The following is a 15433-nucleotide window of genomic DNA, read 5'->3' as shown; positions in this document are numbered from 1 at the left end:
GTCAGGGCATGGCAGAGATCTACACCCCCCTCGCCACCCGCGAGGACGTGGTCGCAGCGCTCGGCCGTGCCCTGACACCCTCCGAAGAGATGAGCCTGGAGGTGCGTCTCGTCACCGCGTCCGGCCTGTTCCGGGCCGAAGCACGCCGGCAGTTCACCGCCGGACGAAAGACGGTCCGGTTGAAGGTAAACGGGGGAGAGGTCCGTCTCCCCGAGACGCCTGTCCACGACATCCACTCCGTCACATCAGCTGATGGCCCCATCGCGTATACGCAGACCGGGAACATTCTGTCCCTCGGCCTCCGCTCGGTCGCGTTCGTGACCGTCGACTACAGCTTCGGGTCCGCCGACATCCCCGCCGAAGTCACCGCGACTGTGGCTGCGATGGTAGCCCGGGTCTACGGCGTGGATGTGCGCGCCGCCGCCGGGTTCACCCAGGTATCGAGCAGTGAGGGACCGTACAGCGAGAGCGGACAGTTTGCCGGCTGGGCAGTGGGTGGTCAGGTCATGCTCGCCCCCGCCGACGCGGCCGTCGCCCGCCAGTACCGACCCGCGCGTCTGCCCACGACGATCGTGAGCGGGTCGTGAGTATCCCCGTCGAATCCGGCGAAGAGACCGCGTCTGGCGAGATCGTCGTCCTGCTGACCCCGTCCGTCTCGGGCGAGGACTCGAGCGGTGAACCCATCCCGGGTGAAGACGTGGAGACCCCGCTCGACTGCCGAGTCTGGCCCGCAACGTCCTCCGAAGATCTCCAAGTCGGTGTGGCAGCGACGGTCGAGGAATGGGTCGTATCGTTCCCCGACGGCACAGTGATCCCCGCTGACGCGCGGGCCCGCATCCGTGGCCGCGAGTTCAGCGCCGTGACCGACGGGTTCCAATGGCGCAACCCCATGACCGGGCGCCGCCCGGGAACGACCGCCACGTTCAGGCGGGTCGGCACCGGTGGCTAAGCGCGTCACCGCGAACCAGCGCGGAATCCGCGAACTTCTCCACTCTCCAGGTGTCATCGCCGATCTCACCTCGCGCATGCGGGCTGTGGAGCGTGCGTTCGGACACCCACTCGTCATCACCGTGAAGGTCACCGGCGTCGGCCGAGCGATCGTGACTGGCACCGATCCTCGCGAGGATGCGCTCTGGCGCGAATCGTGGACGGGAGACCTTGCCGCGTCGATGCCCGCCGCCGCTGGGCGACCTGAACGGGTCGGGGCGAACTGGGGTCCGCGCAGGCAGTGGGGTCCGGGGCTCCGGTTCCCGCGTAACGGGGAGGGCAGCGCATGATCCCGCTCCTGTTCACCGACCCGATCCCCGAGCTCGTCTCGGTCATGCCAGCGCGTCTCGCCGAGCTCGGCGAGGAAGGTGTCGTCGTCAAACGCGTCACCCCCAAGGAGCGGCCCGCACGGTTCGTTCTGCTCGTCGGTGATGGTGGGCCGCGTACCCGTGAGGTGCACCGGTTGTACCGGGTCCGCGCGCAGGTGTGGGCCACCCACGCGAACAAGCAGACCGACTGGGACGGTGTCTGCGAGCTGGCGAAGCACGTCCAGTACGTCCTGGAACGGTTCGCGCGCACCTCCACGAGCATCGCGACTGTCACTGATTCGACCGGCCCCGACGCGGTGCAAGACCCGTCCGGTGTCGAGTACCGGTTCCTGTCTGTCGAGTACCAACTCCGCGGGATCCCCGCCCCCTGATCTACGTGGCACCGCCGCGTATCCAAGCCCGCCTTGCCAGGGCACTCATTTGAATCGAAAGGAAACACGATGGCTGATGCCACCAAGGTGAAGACCGTCGTCGGCGGTGTGCTGTATCGCGCCCCCCTCGGGACGGCTCTCCCCTCGTCCGCTGAGAGCACCCTCCCCGGTGCGTACGTCGACATGGGTTACTGGGCTGAGGATGGGTCCACGCTGACCCCGGTCCCGGGCGACACGGTCGAGATCATCGCCCACACCGGCGCGACTGTCATCTCGCGGCAGAAGAAGGGGAACGTCACGCTCGAGTTCCCGTTCATCGAGACGACCAAGGACGTGTTCGAGACGTACTGGGACACCACGGTCGCCGCGGACGGGTCGTACGAGATCCAGGGCGGTTCGGCGAACAAGGAGTACATCCTCGTCTACGACCGGCTTTACTCGGACGACACGTCGGACCGGATCGTCGCGCAGCGCGCGAACATCGCGGAGCGCGCTGGCCAGACGAACTCGGAGGGTGACGCTCTCACGTACGGGATGACGTTCCAGACCCTCGAGCCCGCCGGTGGTGGTGCTCACATCATCGGTTGGGCGCCTGAGTTCGCCACCGAGTAATAGACCGGGTGCCCGCGTCGGCAAGGGGCGCGGGCACCCTTCACCCTCACCCTTGCAACCACCTCTACCCCTTGCCAGGAGGCATCATCATGAAGACCACTCTCACGTTCCCCGACCCGTCCGAAGCGACCGACGGGGGGTTCCTGTTCGAGATCGACGGGCGACGCGTCGAGATCCCCAAGTTCACCGACATCATCGGTTCGTTCGGCGTGTCGCGCCGTGCGGGTGCCCGCAACGTCAAGGAAGACGACTGGGGTGCGAAGGCGATCATCGCGCTCGAGATCGCGGTGAAGGATGACGAGTCCGCTGTGCGTCTCCTCGACCACCTCGACACGGAGCAGGGCGTCGAACTCCTCTCGAAGTGGGGCCAGTTCACGGGGGCTGATCTCCCGGAATCCTGACCGCCGATGCCGCATGTCAGCGGCATGAAGCGGCGGTCCTGTACGACTTCCTCACCCTCACCCACCTGCACCCGAACGCTCTGGAACCCCACGATCGCCTCCTGATGGTCGTGGGGTTTCTGCGTGACCGGGCGTCACGGACGTACGCGGCCGTGCAGGGGTGGATGTTCGCGCCGTCTGAGGCGTTGCAGGTCGCGTACTGGCAGCGCGACCTGCACCGGTTGGACAACACCCCTGAGAAGGAACGTCACCGGTGGAAGCCGATGCCGCGTCCGTGGGAGCCCGTGAAAGCGGCTCCGAAGATCACGGATGACGTGCGCGCCCGCATTCAGAAGCACCGGCGGCGCGTGCAACCAGCAACTCAATAGCCCCTGCGGGGTGAACCGATCGGAGGCCTCATGGCGGAAGTCGCAAGCGCCTCAGTCGGCCTCATCCCCACGTTCGCGGGTGGGCCCCGGAAGATCGAACAGGCCATGGGGCCCGCCCTCGACCGTGCCGGTGTCACCGGTGGTCAGCAGTACGGGCAGTCGTTCGCCGGCGCGCTGATGGCGTCACCCGCGATCCGTCAGCTCGCCGCGGCGGGCGGTATCGGCGCGATCCTGTTCGCCGGCATCAACCGTGTGAAGGCGATCGACACGGCGCAGGCCAAGCTCCGCGGACTCGGCAACGACGCAGAACGCGTCGACAAGATCATGCAGAACGCCCTCGCCTCAGTGAAGGGCACAGCGTTCGGTCTCGACGACGCCGTCACGGTCGCATCGCAGCTCGTCGCCGCGCAGATCCCCGCCGGCCAGCAGCTCGAGTCGACCCTGAAGTCCGTCGCGAACGCGGCCGCCGCGTCCGGTTCGACCCTGTCCGAGATGGGTTCGATCTACGCGAAGGTCGCATCGCTCAACAAGGCGCAGAACGACTCCCTGCAGCAGGTCGCCGACCGGGGCATCCCGATCTACCAGGCCCTCGCCACCCAGCTCGGTGTCACCACCGAAGAGGTGTTCAAGATGGCGTCCGCTGGGCGCATCGGGTTCGCTGAGTTCTCCGAGGCGATGACCTCCGCTTCGGGCACGGTCGCAGCTGAGATGGGCGAGACGCTGCAGGGCCGCGTGGACAACCTACTCGCAGCCGTCGGTCGTCTCGGTGCCGGTCTCGCTGGCGGTTCGCTCACTCAGGGTGCGAATACTCTCACCACGCTCACGAAGGCGATCGACGGGCTCACCCCCGCGGCCACTGTCCTCGGTAACGCTGCAGGTGCTGTCGTGGGCGCCCTCAACGCCGTCCCCGGCCCCGTGTACGCGTCGGTCGCGGCATTCGTCGCGCTTCGCGCTGTCACCCGCACCACAGCGTTCCAGACCATTGCCGGTCAGGCGCGCGGGCTGGGTACCGCTCTTACTACGGTGACGGCCATCACCCGCTCGAGCGGGAGCGCGATGGTCGGCCTGCAGGCCGGGGTCGCTGCAGTAACACCGGCGGCCCGCGCCGCGGGCGCGTCGCTGCTGACCGCTTTCGGTGGCCCTGTCGGTCTCGCTATCGCTGGCGTGTCCCTCGCGGTCGGTGGGCTGATCACTGTGTGGCAGCAGGGCGAGCAAGCCGCTGCCGACCAGAAGGCCGCGATCGACGAGCTCACCGCCTCCCTGGACGCGAACACCGGGGCAACCACCAAGACCACCGTGGCGGCGATCACCAAAGATCTGGAGGGCGTGTTCCCGATCCTCGACAAGCTCAGGATCAACTACACGGGCCTTGCCACGGCAATCTCCGATGGGGACCCCGAAGGTAAGGTCGCCGCGCTCCGCGAGGAACTGCAGGCTCTGGCGAAGAGCGATGCGGACGTCGACAAGCCCATCTGGGATGCCATCACTGAGGGCCTGAACGGCACGAAGACGGCAAGTGACGCCCTCAAGGGCGTGGACGAAGTTCTTGCGAACCTCGACGCCGCGCTGAAGGCGTCCGAGCAGAGCATGAAGGCCGTGGGTGACGAAGCCAACACAGGGTTGGCTCCCGCGTTCGAGAACGTCGGAGACGCAGTCGAATCGGCGTTCTCGAGCATCAACGGGCTCGCTGGCCAGACCTCCGCGATCCGTGACTTGGCGCAGTCGTTCATCGACAACGGGAACGCGATCAACACGACCACGTCCGGTGGGATCGCGAACCTTGGCGCGTTGCAGGCGACGATCGCGGCGATGGCCGATAACGCTGGCGATAACTACGGTGTTTTCGTCAGCAACGTCGGCGGGCTGATGTCGTACCTGGACTCGCAGGGCATCAACACGCAGAACGTGATGGGCGCTGTTCGCGCGGCGGTGGAGAACGTCGCCGGGAAGCGGTACTCGATCTTCTTCGACGGGTCGCAGTTCATCGCGGAGTCGAACCAGGTCGTGAAGGCCGCGCGCGCGACGATCGCGGCGGCGACAATGGTGACCCGTGCGGGTGACCTGACCCTCAACCGCAACACCCCGGGGTTCAACTCGGCGGTGCGTGCGCTGCGGGACTTCGATTCGACTGTTCGTCAGGCCGCTCAGGCTCAGACGTACATCGGCTCCCAGTTCCGTGGGGTCAAGTCGGCGGCCGTCGGTTCCGCGAAGGCCGTGAAGTCGGTCGGGTCGTCGATCAAGAAGACGAGCGCGACCGCGGCGAAGGCGGCGCAGAAGACAGCCTCGGATCTGAAGAAGGTTCGGGAGGAGTTGTACGCGACCGCTCGCGCATGGTTGACGCCGTCCTCTTTCACGTCTGAGGCTGTGTCGCTGATGGACCGGATCCGGGAGTCGTTCTCGGATAAGGCGATCGGTCGTGGAACGCGGAACCGTCTCATCGAACGGGTGAAGCAGACCGATCAGGCGATGCAGCGGGTCGTGAAGAACCGTGAGCGTCTCGCCGATCAGATCGACGCGGCGTCGGAGAAACTGGCCGACGCTGTCGCGCTGCGGAACGACTACCGGTCGCAGATCATCGAGGGTGTCCGGGATCTCGCGGACATCAGCAAGTACTCCGCCGCGGAGGACACGGTCAACGCGCTGCGAGAGCAGTACCAGGCGCTCGGTGACATCGCGAAGTACACGGCATCTGAGGATGCTGTGGGCGCGTTGCGTGACCAGTACCGGGCGTTGGGTGACCTGTCGAAGTTCGCCGCTGACACGGCGGATGACACGCTCGCCACCCTCCGCACCCAGTACCGGGCGCTGGGGGCGTTGTCTAAGTTCGCTGAGGACGTTGAGAAGACCGTCACGGAGACGTACACGCAGGGCGGCCGGGAGTACACGGTTCAGCAGGTCGTCAAGCAGAAGAAGAACGCTGACGCCCTGATTCAGGGGTTGTCGGATCAGGTCGCTGCGGCTGAGTCGTTCCAGGCGAACGTGAAGCAGCTGCAGTCGCTCGGGTTGAACAAGACGACCCTCGACGAGATGATGAGCGATTTCCTGTCCTCTGGGGACGGGTCGGTCATCTCCGAGCTCGTGAAGGGTGGTTCGTCGGCGGTCGCTGAGGTGAACGCGCTGATGGGCCGGTTGGGTGCGATGGCGGGGACGGCTGAGACCGTGTCCGACCAGCAGGCCACGGCCCGGAAGAAGATCACCGATGGGTTGAAGGATCAGCTGACGCAGGCGAAGCAGTTCAAGGCTGCGTACTCGAAGCTGCAGAACCTGGGCCTGAATCAGACGTCTCTCGCGGACCTGCTGGGCGACTTCACGTCTTCGGGTGATGCGTCGCAGATTCGTGCGCTCGCTGCGGGCGGTGCGGATGCGGTGTCGTCGGTGAACTACCTGATGTCGCAGTTGTCGAACCTGGCTGGGTCGACGCGGACGGTGTCGCAGGAGCAGGCCGCTACTCGGCAGGCGATGGCGGCGGGGCTCCGCGAGCAGGTGGCTCAGGCGAAGTCGTTCAAGTCGGCGTACGCGCAGCTTGAGCGGTTGGGGTTGAACGAAACCTCGTTGTCGAACCTGATGACCGAGTTCATGTCGAACGGTGACGCGTCGCAGATCAAGGCGCTCGTCGCCGGCGGCAAAGCTTCCGTCGGTGAAGTGAACCGGCTGATGAACCAGCTGGGCGAGCTCGGCGGGAAGACGCAGACGATCGCGCAGAAGCAGACCGCGACACGGCGTGCCGTGGCGAACGGTTTGCGGGATCAGCTCGCGCAGGCGAAGTCGTTCAAGTCGGCGTACGACAAGCTCCGCAAGGCAGGCCTGAACGATGCGTCCCTGCAGAACCTGATGACCGACTTCTTGTCGACGGGTGACTCGGCTCAGGCCGCAGCGATCGCGTCGGGCGGGAAGGCGACTGTCAACGAGATCAACAAGCTGATGAAGGACATCGGCGGGGTCACGGGGGACAGCAAGTCGGGGTGGGCGAACGCTGTCGCGACGGACATGTTCGGTGCTGGTGTGAGCGCGGCTGACGGGTTCCTGAAGGGCCTGCAGTCGCGTGACAAGGCGTTGAACAAGCAGTACGCGTCGATGGCGGCCACGCTCCTCGCGACGATCCGAAAGGATCTGGGGATCCGGTCCCCGTCGCGGAAGATGGAATATCTCGCAAACATGACCTCGGATGGGTGGAACCAGAACCTCCACCTCGACCCGGTCAGCCCGGATGTCGCGGTCCCCGACCCGATGACGCGCGCTGGGCTCGCTGACGGTTCCGGGCTCGTCGTGTACGTCGAGAACCCCTGGACCGGTGAGCAGGTTCATGCGCACACCGTCCAGGTCGCTCGAGGCGAGATGGATGCTCAGTCGTCAGCCCGCGCGCTGACCCTCCGTGGTGGAAGGCGGACCTGATGGCTGTTGCAATCACCGCGGTGGTGTCGTCCGCGGCTGTGCCGGCGCCCGTGATCCTAGTGGTCACGGGTGTCGGGGCGGGCGTCGCGTACCGCATCCACGGGACCACCGATCAGGGGTTCGAGTGGGATGTGAACGGTGGCTCCGGGGTGGGGTATGGGAACCAGATCACTCTGGGTGACATCCTCACACCGGTGAATGTCCCGGTGACGTACATGGTGACGACGAGCGCTGGGTTTTCGGTTGCTGGGGCGATCACCGTTCCCGGCCCGGAGTTCCTGCTGCAGTCCCTCGACGGGCGCACCACGGTCACTGTCCTCGCTGTCACGGATGGGACGTTCGACCGGGAGTACTCGACCCGAGTGTCCGCGTTCAACATCCCCGGGCGGGCGCGGCCCGTCACCCGGTACGACATGGTGCAGGACGGGACCGGATCCCTCACCCTCGCCACGGTCGGTGCGCAGACGAAAGCGCTCGAGGCGCTTCTGCGTCCGGGGTGGCCGTTGGTGTACCGGCAGTCGGGGATCCGCGATCTTGACCCGGTTGATGTGGTGCAGTTCACGGCCGTGAAGACAGCATCCCCGGACGGTCCGTACCGGACGTGGGAGCTCACGTATCAGCTGCTTGACCACCCGCAGTCCGCGGTCGCCGCTGTCGTGGCGTCGTGGGATGTGTTCGACCAGGTGTACTCCGGTGCGACGTGGAACTCGTTCGACACGGAATGGGCCTCTGGGACTTGGGATGCGTTCGACGCGTACGACTGGACGGCGAGGGTCTGATGCGAGACGGTGCCCCTTCCGATGTGATCCGTCAGTCGGCGGGATGGGCGTGCAGTGTGTCCTCTTGGCTGTCTGGTCGGTTGCTCGCCGACGACATTCCTGTCATCGGTGGGACGGCGTCGGGGGATCGGGCGAACCTGGTCCCGGAACGGTTGACGCTCACCGTGCCTCGGTTCACGTCGGTGAACGGGGACTACTTCGACTGGTTGCCGGGGGAGGGCACGGAGCATCCGCTCGCGAAGTTCGGGCAACGACTCCAACTGTCGTTCACGGTGACTGCTCCGTCGACGGGGCGTGCGTACGTGACGCAGTTCGCGACGTACGCGATCCAGTCGTGGGCAGAAACCGGGGACGGGTCGATCCAGGTTGAGGCGGCGGGGGTGTTGCAGCTCGCGTCGGATGAACGCTTCATCTCACCGACTGCCGCGTCGGGCACGTTCTCCTCCCAGTTCCGCCGGCTCCTCCCAGTGACCCTCACGGGCGCCACTGATGGTGGGCTCGTGGATCGGGGTGTGCCGTCGACGTTCAACTGGGGTGAGGATCGCCTGTCGGCGATGTACGAGCTCGCGGATGCGTGGCCAGCGCGGATTCGAACGGACCCGACCGGGCTGGTGCGAATGCTCCCTGTGCTGCCTGACGCTCCGGTCCCGGCGATCGTGTTCGAGGACGGCGCGGACGGCACTCTCGTCACCGCGCCCCGCTCGGACACGCGGGCGGGCACCGCGAACCAGGTGACCGCGGAATCCGAGGGTGGCATCACTGTCACCGTGTCGCAGTTGAACGGTCCGATGGCGGTGAACGGCCCGTACGGGGTCGTGTCATACCGGTTCTCGTCGGGCGCGTTGACGACTGAGGCTGAGGTGAAAGCCGCAGCGAACGCGAAACTCGCTGACCTGCTCCGCGGCTCCCGGTCCGTCACCGTGACGGCCGCCCCGGACCCTCGCATCGACATCGACGATGCCGTGTCGGTTGTGAACGACAACGCGGACACGTGGGGTTGGGTCGACTCGTACGAGATGCCGTTGACGGTGAATGACGGCCCGATGACCCTGACGGTGAGCGTGCAATGACGAGCGAACTCGACTTCCTCCCGCAGGGCCCCCAGTGGGGGTCGGATACCCGACCTGTGGTGAAGGGTGTCCTGAGCGCGGTGAACGCGGCGACGTTGACGTGTCAGGTGTCCCTGGCGGGTCAGGCGCCCGTGTGGATGCCGTACGTGTGGCAGCAGGGCCTGTCGGCGCGCGTGGGGGAGCAGGTGTGGGTTCAGCGTGACCCGATCAGCGGTCGCGCCGTGCTGTGCCTTGGCCTTGTTGGCGGGGTGCTGTCCGACCCGGCGGCGGGATCGTTGCCGAGGGATGCGGTGGTCGCTTCGACTTCACCCTTCACGGTGACCGTGTCGGGGCAGACGTTCCTGTGCGGTCAGCTTTCCACGTACACCCCGACCGTGGGGGATCGGGTGCTGTTGCACTGGTCGGGCGTTGAGGTGTGGGCGGTCGGGAAGACCGTGGACGCGTCTGGCACTGCCCCGGCCGCTCCTACTGGTCTCTCGGTGACCCGCAACGGGTCGAACGTGTTCGCGACGTGGGACCAGGTTGCGAGGGCGAACCTGTACGTGGTGCAGCGGTCTCTTGATGACGGTGTCACGTGGAATGCGTGGACGGTGTTCATGCCGCAGGCGATCATCCCGATGGAGCAGGGTCAGCGGGCGCTGGTGAGGGTTCAGGCGCTCACGCAGGGGGTGAGCGGTTCCGCGTCGTCCGCTGTGGCGTACACGTGGGCCGCGCCCAACACGCCCGCCCCCTCGTTGCAGACGTTCACGACGACGATCCGTCCCACATGGTCGGGGACGTGGTTCCCGCAGAGTGGGCATTACGGCCTCATGTCGGTTGACGGGGGCAAGCCGGACCCGTATGACATGTTGGTCGGGTCTGCGCTCGGCGAGGGGCCGTTCGAGGGCATGGCCCTGTACGGCGACCAGATCACCCTGCTCGGTGCTGAGTCGATCACGTCGATCGAGCTCACTGTCCGGGCGGACCGCGCGTTGAGCGTGGACGTGCAGGGCGCGACCGAACGCGCCGCCGTCTCTGGCGCCCCTCACCCGGTGGGCGCTGTTGTCACCGTCCCGGCGGTGACCGGTGTGGTGCGCGCGACTCTGCCTTCCTCCATCCGTGAGGCGTTCCGAACTGGCGCGACCGGTTCACTGCGGGTCGTATCCGACACGTTCGGGAAGACCCGCGGCATTTCGACGGCTGACGGCATGGCCCTCAACGTCACTTACACGAAAACGATCTAGGAGAACCTGATGGCGACTGACGTTCGCAAGCACACTGTCCCCGCCGCGGGCGACGCACCCCGCCGGCAGGCGATCCTCGACCTGGGGCTGTCGATCCGTGACGTGATCCCTGTCGCGAACACGACGGCACGCTCCCAGCTCATCACGGCGATGGGTGCGGCGGGGCAGGGCCCGTCGGCTAGTAACCCGGTGCTCGTGTTCCGGGCGGACGCTACCGCCGGGCTCAACCACGAGTACACGACCGACGGCACCACGTGGCGCGTCCTCCGCGCGGTGGACACCGGCTGGGTGGACATCTCCTCCGGTCTCGCGTCGGGGTTCACGGGGGCTGTGCAGGTCCGGAACCTGAACGACATGATCACCGTCCGGTGCTCGAACGTGGTCGGCGCGTTCCCCGAGAAGAGCACATCGACGACGTTCCTGACCATCCCGACCGAGTACACGCCCGCGACGAACCTGCTCGGTGCCGCATACGTCAACTCGCCGATGAACCCCGCAACGATCCTCATGCGTGGTCTCGGCGGGGCGTCGATCATCCACGCGATGGTCGGTGGCGCTACTTCGGCGGCGTTCACGATCACCTACCCGCGCGGCTGACCCGAGCCGCAACCCACTCTCGAGCCCCCGCACGTCGGGGGCTTTGTCGTTCCCGGAGGAGCAGACATGGCCAAGTCAGGCACGCCCGCGCAGGTCAAAGCGAAGTTCAAGACGTGGGGTGACTTCAACTGGTACGGCATGTGCGCCGGCCTCACCCACACGGTCTGCCGGCACTTCGGTTACGTCACGAAGGCCGACACCGCATACCCGTCCGCGAAGGCCGCCTACCAGGCAGCGAAAGCCGCGGGGAAGATCCGGTCGACCGACCCGAAGAAGGCCCCTCGCGGTGCGATCCACTACTGGGCGTACTGGGGGAAGAACTCGCGTGGCGAGATGGGCGATTGGGGTCACGTCGGCGTCGATATGACCGGCGGTGGCCGCGACATCCTCAACGCGACGTCGAAGCCCAACGACCGGTACGGCCTCAACGCGGGCACCTCCACGTTCGCAGAGATCGACGGCCGTGTCGGCACGTACCTGGGTTGGGGGACGACGTACGGACGCGAGTACACCGCCAACATCCTCGACCCCACCCGACCCAAGCCGAGCACCCCCAAGCCCGCTGCAGGCGGCGAACCGAAGCCGGCGACTCCCGCCACACCGATCCAGGAAGAGGACGACGACATGACCGTTTACGTGCAGGCCAAGGGCCAAGACCCCGTCTACGAGATCAAGGACGGCAAGCGCCGGCAGCTGAGTTCCCCCGAGTGGGAGATCATCAAGGGCGCCTTCGAGTTCGCGGGACGAAAGGTCCCGTACTCCAAGGAGAAGCTTTCGCTGAAGGACGTCCTGAGCATCCCTGAAGCGGGCAAGTGATGCGACGGCGGCTCCTACGGCGCACGATCTGGGATGCCGACGCCATCAGCCCGGACGAGTGGAAGTTCCGCAACCTCATGCGGATCGCTCTCCCCGTCTACGACGCGATCGTCGTCGGGGCTGGGGTGTGGGCGATGTTGTGGGGGTCGCCGATCCTTCACCGCCTGTTCCCTGAGCACATGATCGTCCTGCTCGGGGCGCTCCTCTCAGCCGCTGGGATCAGCTGCGCCGTGGGAGTGATCTTCCCGGCCCTGTGGCGTCTCGAGCTGATGTCGAAGGTCGCGCTCGTCGCGCTCCTCGGAACGTACGCGGTGGTCGTCCTGCTGTTCCGCTCGAGCCCGGACCCATCCTCCGCGTTCGTCGTGTTCATCCTGCTCCTCGCGTTGCCGCTCCCGCTGTTCAGGCTCAGCCTGCTCGGGGAGGACATCAAAGAGCGCCGCGAGGAAGAGGCCTGAATGGACCCGCAGCACATCGTCACCATCGTCGTCGCGATCATCGGTCTCCTCGGGATCGTGGTCACGTTCGTCGGCACCCGAGGCAAGACGAAGACCGACGCGAAGACCGCGCTCGACGCTCGCATCGACGCTCGAGTCGCCGAGCAGCTCGAGGGCGCCTGGACGAAGATCGGGTCGCTCGAGGGCCGCGTCAACGAGCTCGTAGAGAAGGACCGGCTCAAGTCGTCCGCGTTCGCCCGCATTCTCCGTGCCATCGCCCGCCAGTGGCCCTCCGACCACGGCCCCGACCTCGACCCATCCGACATCGCCCTCATCGAGGACACCATCCCGCCGACGTGGTTGCGCCGGCAGAAGGAGACATCATGAGCTTCGCTTTCACCGTCGACCCGCTTGTGGTCGTCCAGTTCGTCATCTCGTTCATCCTGCCCGTACTCGTCGGTCTCGTGACTACTCAGGTCACGTCGAGCCGGTGGAAGGCTGTGCTCCTCGCGGGGCTCACCCTGGTCACGTCGCTGCTCGTCGAGCTCGCCCGCACCATCGGTTCCGGTGAGGTGTACGACCTCGGCGTCGCCCTGTTCTCCGCGCTGCCGGCGTTCGTCGTCGCCGTCGCTGGCCACTTCGGCCTGTGGAAGCCGACCGGTGTCGCCGACAAGGCGCAGACGGTCCTCGTGACCGCTGAGGAGGTCTGAGCATGGTGTTCCCTGATTACGTCACGACCCGGGCGGTGACCGCGGGTGGCGCGTTCACCCTCGAATCCGCCGACCTCCTGAAGGTGCGGCTCACGGTCACCGCGTCGAAGTCCCTCGTCCGGGATGAGAACGGTGTCCGCTTCGAACGTCGCCCCCTGACTGCCACGTCCGAGCTCGGATCGGAAGTGTCGATCGCGTTGCCGGTGACGGATCAGGCGGGGTGGCGGGATGCGGGCACGGGTCAGCTGATCGACGTGTCCGCTCCGGACTCGTTCACCCACAAGTACACGGCCCTCCTCGAGCTCATCGACGATCAGGGACGTGTCCTCGCCGGCGGTCAGGTCCGACTCGGGCCGTTCGTCGTCCCGACGGGTGACCTGTCCCCGATCGACCTCGACAAGACGATCCCGACGTCCACGGTGGCGGGGGAGCAGGTCGCTGTCCCCGACCTGTGGGGGCAGCTCGTCGCGGCGGCCGAACAATACGCAGCCCAGACCGCGGCCACTGTCGGGCCCGTCGCAGAGAAGGTCAGCGAACTCGACGAGCTCGCCCCCACGCTGGTCCGCTTCCGCGACCAGAACGGCAACCCCCTCCCCGAGGGTTCGACCACCACCATCGTCATCAACACCGCGACCGGCGAGATCGACGACATCATCTTCGAGGAGGCCTGACCATGGGGTACATGAAAGACTCCACCGGGCGCCGCCTCGACGCTATCGAGGTCCCCGCCCGGACCGAACTCAGCGGAGATGCGGCTTACCGCTCCACGTCCATGCCGACCGATGTGCCGCCGCCCGTGCTGGACATCAACTACGCCGAGCGCATGGCCCTTCACGGCTTCGAGACGCACACGCGTGCCGCCACCGATACGTACACGGACGCGCTCGGTGCAACCCAGACGGCCGTAGCCGACGTGCCCGTGTTCGACCGAGGAGCGCGGTCTGCGTCACAGATACTCGTGCCGCTAGGCCTCAAGCTGTCGCCCGGTGCGATTGTCTCATTCAACCCGAACGCGCTACTCCCCGCGACCGCCGACTACACGATCGTCGTGGATGTCGACCGGGCATCCGGCTACGCCAACAACGGGGCGATCCTGACGTTGGACGACGGCGCGGGAGGTACTCAGCACCGGGTCGTCATCAGCCTGAACTCGAACTATCAGCCGTCCTTCACCGTCCAGGCATCCGGTGCGGTGGTGGTCAATCAGGCTATGGGCAACATCCAGTCGTGGGGCGCTGGCCGTCCGCGTCGACTGGTGCTCGCAGTCAAGTCGGGGGCCTACTTCTACAGCGACACCGGCCTCAAGGACGGCGCATCGACAACGGGCGGATCACCGAGCAAGGCGAGTCTCACGCGCCTGACGCTCGGAAGCGCCGGGTTCGCGGGCTGGATCCGTCGCGTGCAGATCATCCCGAAGGCCCTCACCCGTGCACAGGTGGTCACGCTCGCGGCGGCCCCCGTTCCGCTGGCTTGCTGGGGCGACAGCATGACCGAAGCAGGCTGGCCGAACGGGCTCAGAGAGATGCGGTGGCCCTTCTCGGGGACGTTCAACGGAGGGGTCGGCGGAGAAACCTCCACTCAGATCCGCACGCGAATGCTCGCCGACACGTCACGCACCTCGTGGACCACTGTCATCTGGGCGGGTCGGAACAACTACGCAGACGTCTCCACTGTGCTGGCAGACATCGCCGCAATGGTCGCGAACCTCTCCCACCGGCGCTTCCTCGTACTCTCTGTCACCAACAAATCAGATGGCACGGAGTCCACCGGCTCGCTCGCGCTGCAGCGCATCCTCGCACTGAACGAAGCGATCAGGGATGCGTACCCGGAGCACTACTTAGACATCCGATCGCTCACTGTCGCCGCAAGCGGTGGCGCGGGTGACGCCCCAGCCCCGGCTTGGACGAGCGATGGCCTCCATCCAGCAACGGTGTGGAACACTTTCATCTCCTCCACGGTCGGCGCAGAACTGCGCTACCGCGGATGGTTTTGAGCCCTCACGTATCGCACGCATTTAGTTCAGCCCCCGGCTGCCTCACTAGAGGTGGTCGGGGGCTGTTCTGTTTCAGCGGAGGGTGATCATCCGACTGACGAGGACATCAATCTCATCGCTAACCCAGTTCACGGTTTCCGGCTCTTCCTCGACCCATCCGACGTAGTACGTCGCTCGGTCGCGCCGCTCGCGCGTGATGCGACCGATCCTTTCGCCTCCCAGTCGAACCGACCACTCTCCATCACCGAGTGGGTCGATGGCCGTGACCACCTCACCAGACCGGAACTGAAACGCCTCCCCGGATTCGAGGCGGTCGTGAATGGTCGAGAAGTTCTGAGTCATGAGCCACAC

The 15433-nt window shown here is 66.3% G+C and carries 17 protein-coding genes; 16 read left to right on the top strand and 1 reads right to left on the bottom strand.

Going from position 1 to position 15433, the window contains the following annotated elements; all coding sequences use genetic code 11:
- The first annotated feature begins 8 nt into the window (after positions 1–8).
- The 16 genes from MRBLMI1x_RS12410 (at position 9) to MRBLMI1x_RS12335 (ending at position 15082) form a co-directional block, all read left to right on the top strand.
- Positions 9–587 (top strand): hypothetical protein, encoded by a 579-nt coding sequence (locus MRBLMI1x_RS12410; RefSeq protein WP_363459088.1) that lies wholly within the window; start codon positions 9–11, stop codon positions 585–587.
- Positions 584–949 carry a hypothetical protein gene (locus MRBLMI1x_RS12405; protein WP_363459086.1) on the top strand — a complete coding sequence of 122 codons (366 nt, stop codon included), beginning with the start codon at positions 584–586 and terminating at the stop codon, positions 947–949. Before MRBLMI1x_RS12410 ends, MRBLMI1x_RS12405 begins: the two co-directional genes overlap by 4 nt.
- Before the next feature lie 324 nt (positions 950–1273).
- Entirely contained in the window at positions 1274–1687 is a 414-nt protein-coding gene (locus MRBLMI1x_RS12400; protein ID WP_363459085.1) for a hypothetical protein, read from the top strand.
- A gap of 69 nt (positions 1688–1756) precedes the next feature.
- Positions 1757–2299, top strand: a complete 543-nt coding sequence (locus tag MRBLMI1x_RS12395) for a hypothetical protein (RefSeq protein ID WP_363459083.1) — start codon at positions 1757–1759, stop codon at positions 2297–2299.
- An 89-nt stretch (positions 2300–2388) separates the two neighbouring features.
- Complete coding sequence (locus MRBLMI1x_RS12390) at positions 2389–2700, top strand: hypothetical protein (protein ID WP_363459081.1); 312 nt, start codon at positions 2389–2391, stop codon at positions 2698–2700.
- A 398-nt stretch (positions 2701–3098) separates the two neighbouring features.
- Positions 3099–7460, top strand: coding sequence for a tape measure protein (locus MRBLMI1x_RS12385; RefSeq protein ID WP_363459079.1), 4362 nt, complete (start codon positions 3099–3101; stop codon positions 7458–7460).
- Positions 7460–8239, top strand: coding sequence for a hypothetical protein (locus MRBLMI1x_RS12380; protein WP_363459077.1), 780 nt, complete (start codon positions 7460–7462; stop codon positions 8237–8239). Before MRBLMI1x_RS12385 ends, MRBLMI1x_RS12380 begins: the two co-directional genes overlap by 1 nt.
- Before the next feature lie 56 nt (positions 8240–8295).
- Positions 8296–9309, top strand: coding sequence for a hypothetical protein (locus MRBLMI1x_RS12375; protein ID WP_363459075.1), 1014 nt, complete (start codon positions 8296–8298; stop codon positions 9307–9309).
- Entirely contained in the window at positions 9306–10532 is a 1227-nt protein-coding gene (locus tag MRBLMI1x_RS12370; RefSeq protein ID WP_363459073.1) for a hypothetical protein, read from the top strand. Before MRBLMI1x_RS12375 ends, MRBLMI1x_RS12370 begins: the two co-directional genes overlap by 4 nt.
- Positions 10533–10541: 9 nt before the next feature.
- Positions 10542–11129, top strand: coding sequence for a hypothetical protein (locus MRBLMI1x_RS12365; RefSeq protein WP_363459071.1), 588 nt, complete (start codon positions 10542–10544; stop codon positions 11127–11129).
- A 66-nt stretch (positions 11130–11195) separates the two neighbouring features.
- The gene (locus tag MRBLMI1x_RS12360; RefSeq protein ID WP_363459069.1) at positions 11196–11945 is read left to right on the top strand and encodes a type IV pilus assembly protein FimV; all 750 of its coding nucleotides are present in this window, start codon (positions 11196–11198) and stop codon (positions 11943–11945) included.
- Entirely contained in the window at positions 11945–12400 is a 456-nt protein-coding gene (locus MRBLMI1x_RS12355) for a hypothetical protein (RefSeq protein WP_363459067.1), read from the top strand. Before MRBLMI1x_RS12360 ends, MRBLMI1x_RS12355 begins: the two co-directional genes overlap by 1 nt.
- Positions 12401–12766, top strand: a complete 366-nt coding sequence (locus tag MRBLMI1x_RS12350) for a hypothetical protein (RefSeq protein WP_363459065.1) — start codon at positions 12401–12403, stop codon at positions 12764–12766.
- Positions 12763–13089, top strand: coding sequence for a hypothetical protein (locus tag MRBLMI1x_RS12345; protein WP_363459063.1), 327 nt, complete (start codon positions 12763–12765; stop codon positions 13087–13089). The genes MRBLMI1x_RS12350 and MRBLMI1x_RS12345 overlap by 4 nt, the downstream gene beginning before the upstream one ends.
- Positions 13090–13091: 2 nt before the next feature.
- A complete protein-coding gene (locus MRBLMI1x_RS12340) occupies positions 13092–13760 on the top strand; it encodes a hypothetical protein (RefSeq protein ID WP_363459061.1) in 669 nt (222 codons plus the stop codon).
- Between the two features lie 11 nt (positions 13761–13771).
- Positions 13772–15082 carry an SGNH/GDSL hydrolase family protein gene (locus MRBLMI1x_RS12335; protein ID WP_363459059.1) on the top strand — a complete coding sequence of 437 codons (1311 nt, stop codon included), beginning with the start codon at positions 13772–13774 and terminating at the stop codon, positions 15080–15082.
- Positions 15083–15154: 72 nt separating this feature from the next.
- On the opposite strand, the gene MRBLMI1x_RS12330 is transcribed toward MRBLMI1x_RS12335, so the two are convergent.
- The gene (locus MRBLMI1x_RS12330) at positions 15155–15424 is read right to left on the bottom strand and encodes a hypothetical protein (protein WP_363459057.1); all 270 of its coding nucleotides are present in this window, start codon (positions 15422–15424) and stop codon (positions 15155–15157) included.
- Positions 15425–15433: the final 9 nt, after the last annotated feature.

This window comes from Microbacterium sp. LMI1x-1-1.1 (genome assembly GCF_040676205.1).
GTDB classification, from domain to species: Bacteria; Actinomycetota; Actinomycetes; order Actinomycetales; family Microbacteriaceae; genus Microbacterium; species Microbacterium aquilitoris.
This window is presented reverse-complemented; position numbering and strand designations above follow the sequence as displayed.

What these genes read in the sequence shown, in the direction of transcription:
- MRBLMI1x_RS12410 (WP_363459088.1), top strand. Translation starts at nt 9, where the DNA reads ATGGCAGAGATCTACACCCCCCTCGCCACCCGCGAGGACGTGGTCGCA.
- MRBLMI1x_RS12400 (WP_363459085.1), top strand. Translation starts at nt 1,274, where the DNA reads ATGATCCCGCTCCTGTTCACCGACCCGATCCCCGAGCTCGTCTCGGTC.
- MRBLMI1x_RS12395 (WP_363459083.1), top strand. Translation starts at nt 1,757, where the DNA reads ATGGCTGATGCCACCAAGGTGAAGACCGTCGTCGGCGGTGTGCTGTAT.
- MRBLMI1x_RS12390 (WP_363459081.1), top strand. Translation starts at nt 2,389, where the DNA reads ATGAAGACCACTCTCACGTTCCCCGACCCGTCCGAAGCGACCGACGGG.
- MRBLMI1x_RS12385 (WP_363459079.1), top strand. Translation starts at nt 3,099, where the DNA reads ATGGCGGAAGTCGCAAGCGCCTCAGTCGGCCTCATCCCCACGTTCGCG.
- MRBLMI1x_RS12380 (WP_363459077.1), top strand. Translation starts at nt 7,460, where the DNA reads ATGGCTGTTGCAATCACCGCGGTGGTGTCGTCCGCGGCTGTGCCGGCG.
- MRBLMI1x_RS12370 (WP_363459073.1), top strand. Translation starts at nt 9,306, where the DNA reads ATGACGAGCGAACTCGACTTCCTCCCGCAGGGCCCCCAGTGGGGGTCG.
- MRBLMI1x_RS12365 (WP_363459071.1), top strand. Translation starts at nt 10,542, where the DNA reads ATGGCGACTGACGTTCGCAAGCACACTGTCCCCGCCGCGGGCGACGCA.
- MRBLMI1x_RS12360 (WP_363459069.1), top strand. Translation starts at nt 11,196, where the DNA reads ATGGCCAAGTCAGGCACGCCCGCGCAGGTCAAAGCGAAGTTCAAGACG.
- MRBLMI1x_RS12355 (WP_363459067.1), top strand. Translation starts at nt 11,945, where the DNA reads ATGCGACGGCGGCTCCTACGGCGCACGATCTGGGATGCCGACGCCATC.
- MRBLMI1x_RS12350 (WP_363459065.1), top strand. Translation starts at nt 12,401, where the DNA reads ATGGACCCGCAGCACATCGTCACCATCGTCGTCGCGATCATCGGTCTC.
- MRBLMI1x_RS12345 (WP_363459063.1), top strand. Translation starts at nt 12,763, where the DNA reads ATGAGCTTCGCTTTCACCGTCGACCCGCTTGTGGTCGTCCAGTTCGTC.
- MRBLMI1x_RS12340 (WP_363459061.1), top strand. Translation starts at nt 13,092, where the DNA reads ATGGTGTTCCCTGATTACGTCACGACCCGGGCGGTGACCGCGGGTGGC.
- MRBLMI1x_RS12335 (WP_363459059.1), top strand. Translation starts at nt 13,772, where the DNA reads ATGAAAGACTCCACCGGGCGCCGCCTCGACGCTATCGAGGTCCCCGCC.
- MRBLMI1x_RS12330 (WP_363459057.1), bottom strand. Translation starts at nt 15,424, where the DNA reads ATGACTCAGAACTTCTCGACCATTCACGACCGCCTCGAATCCGGGGAG.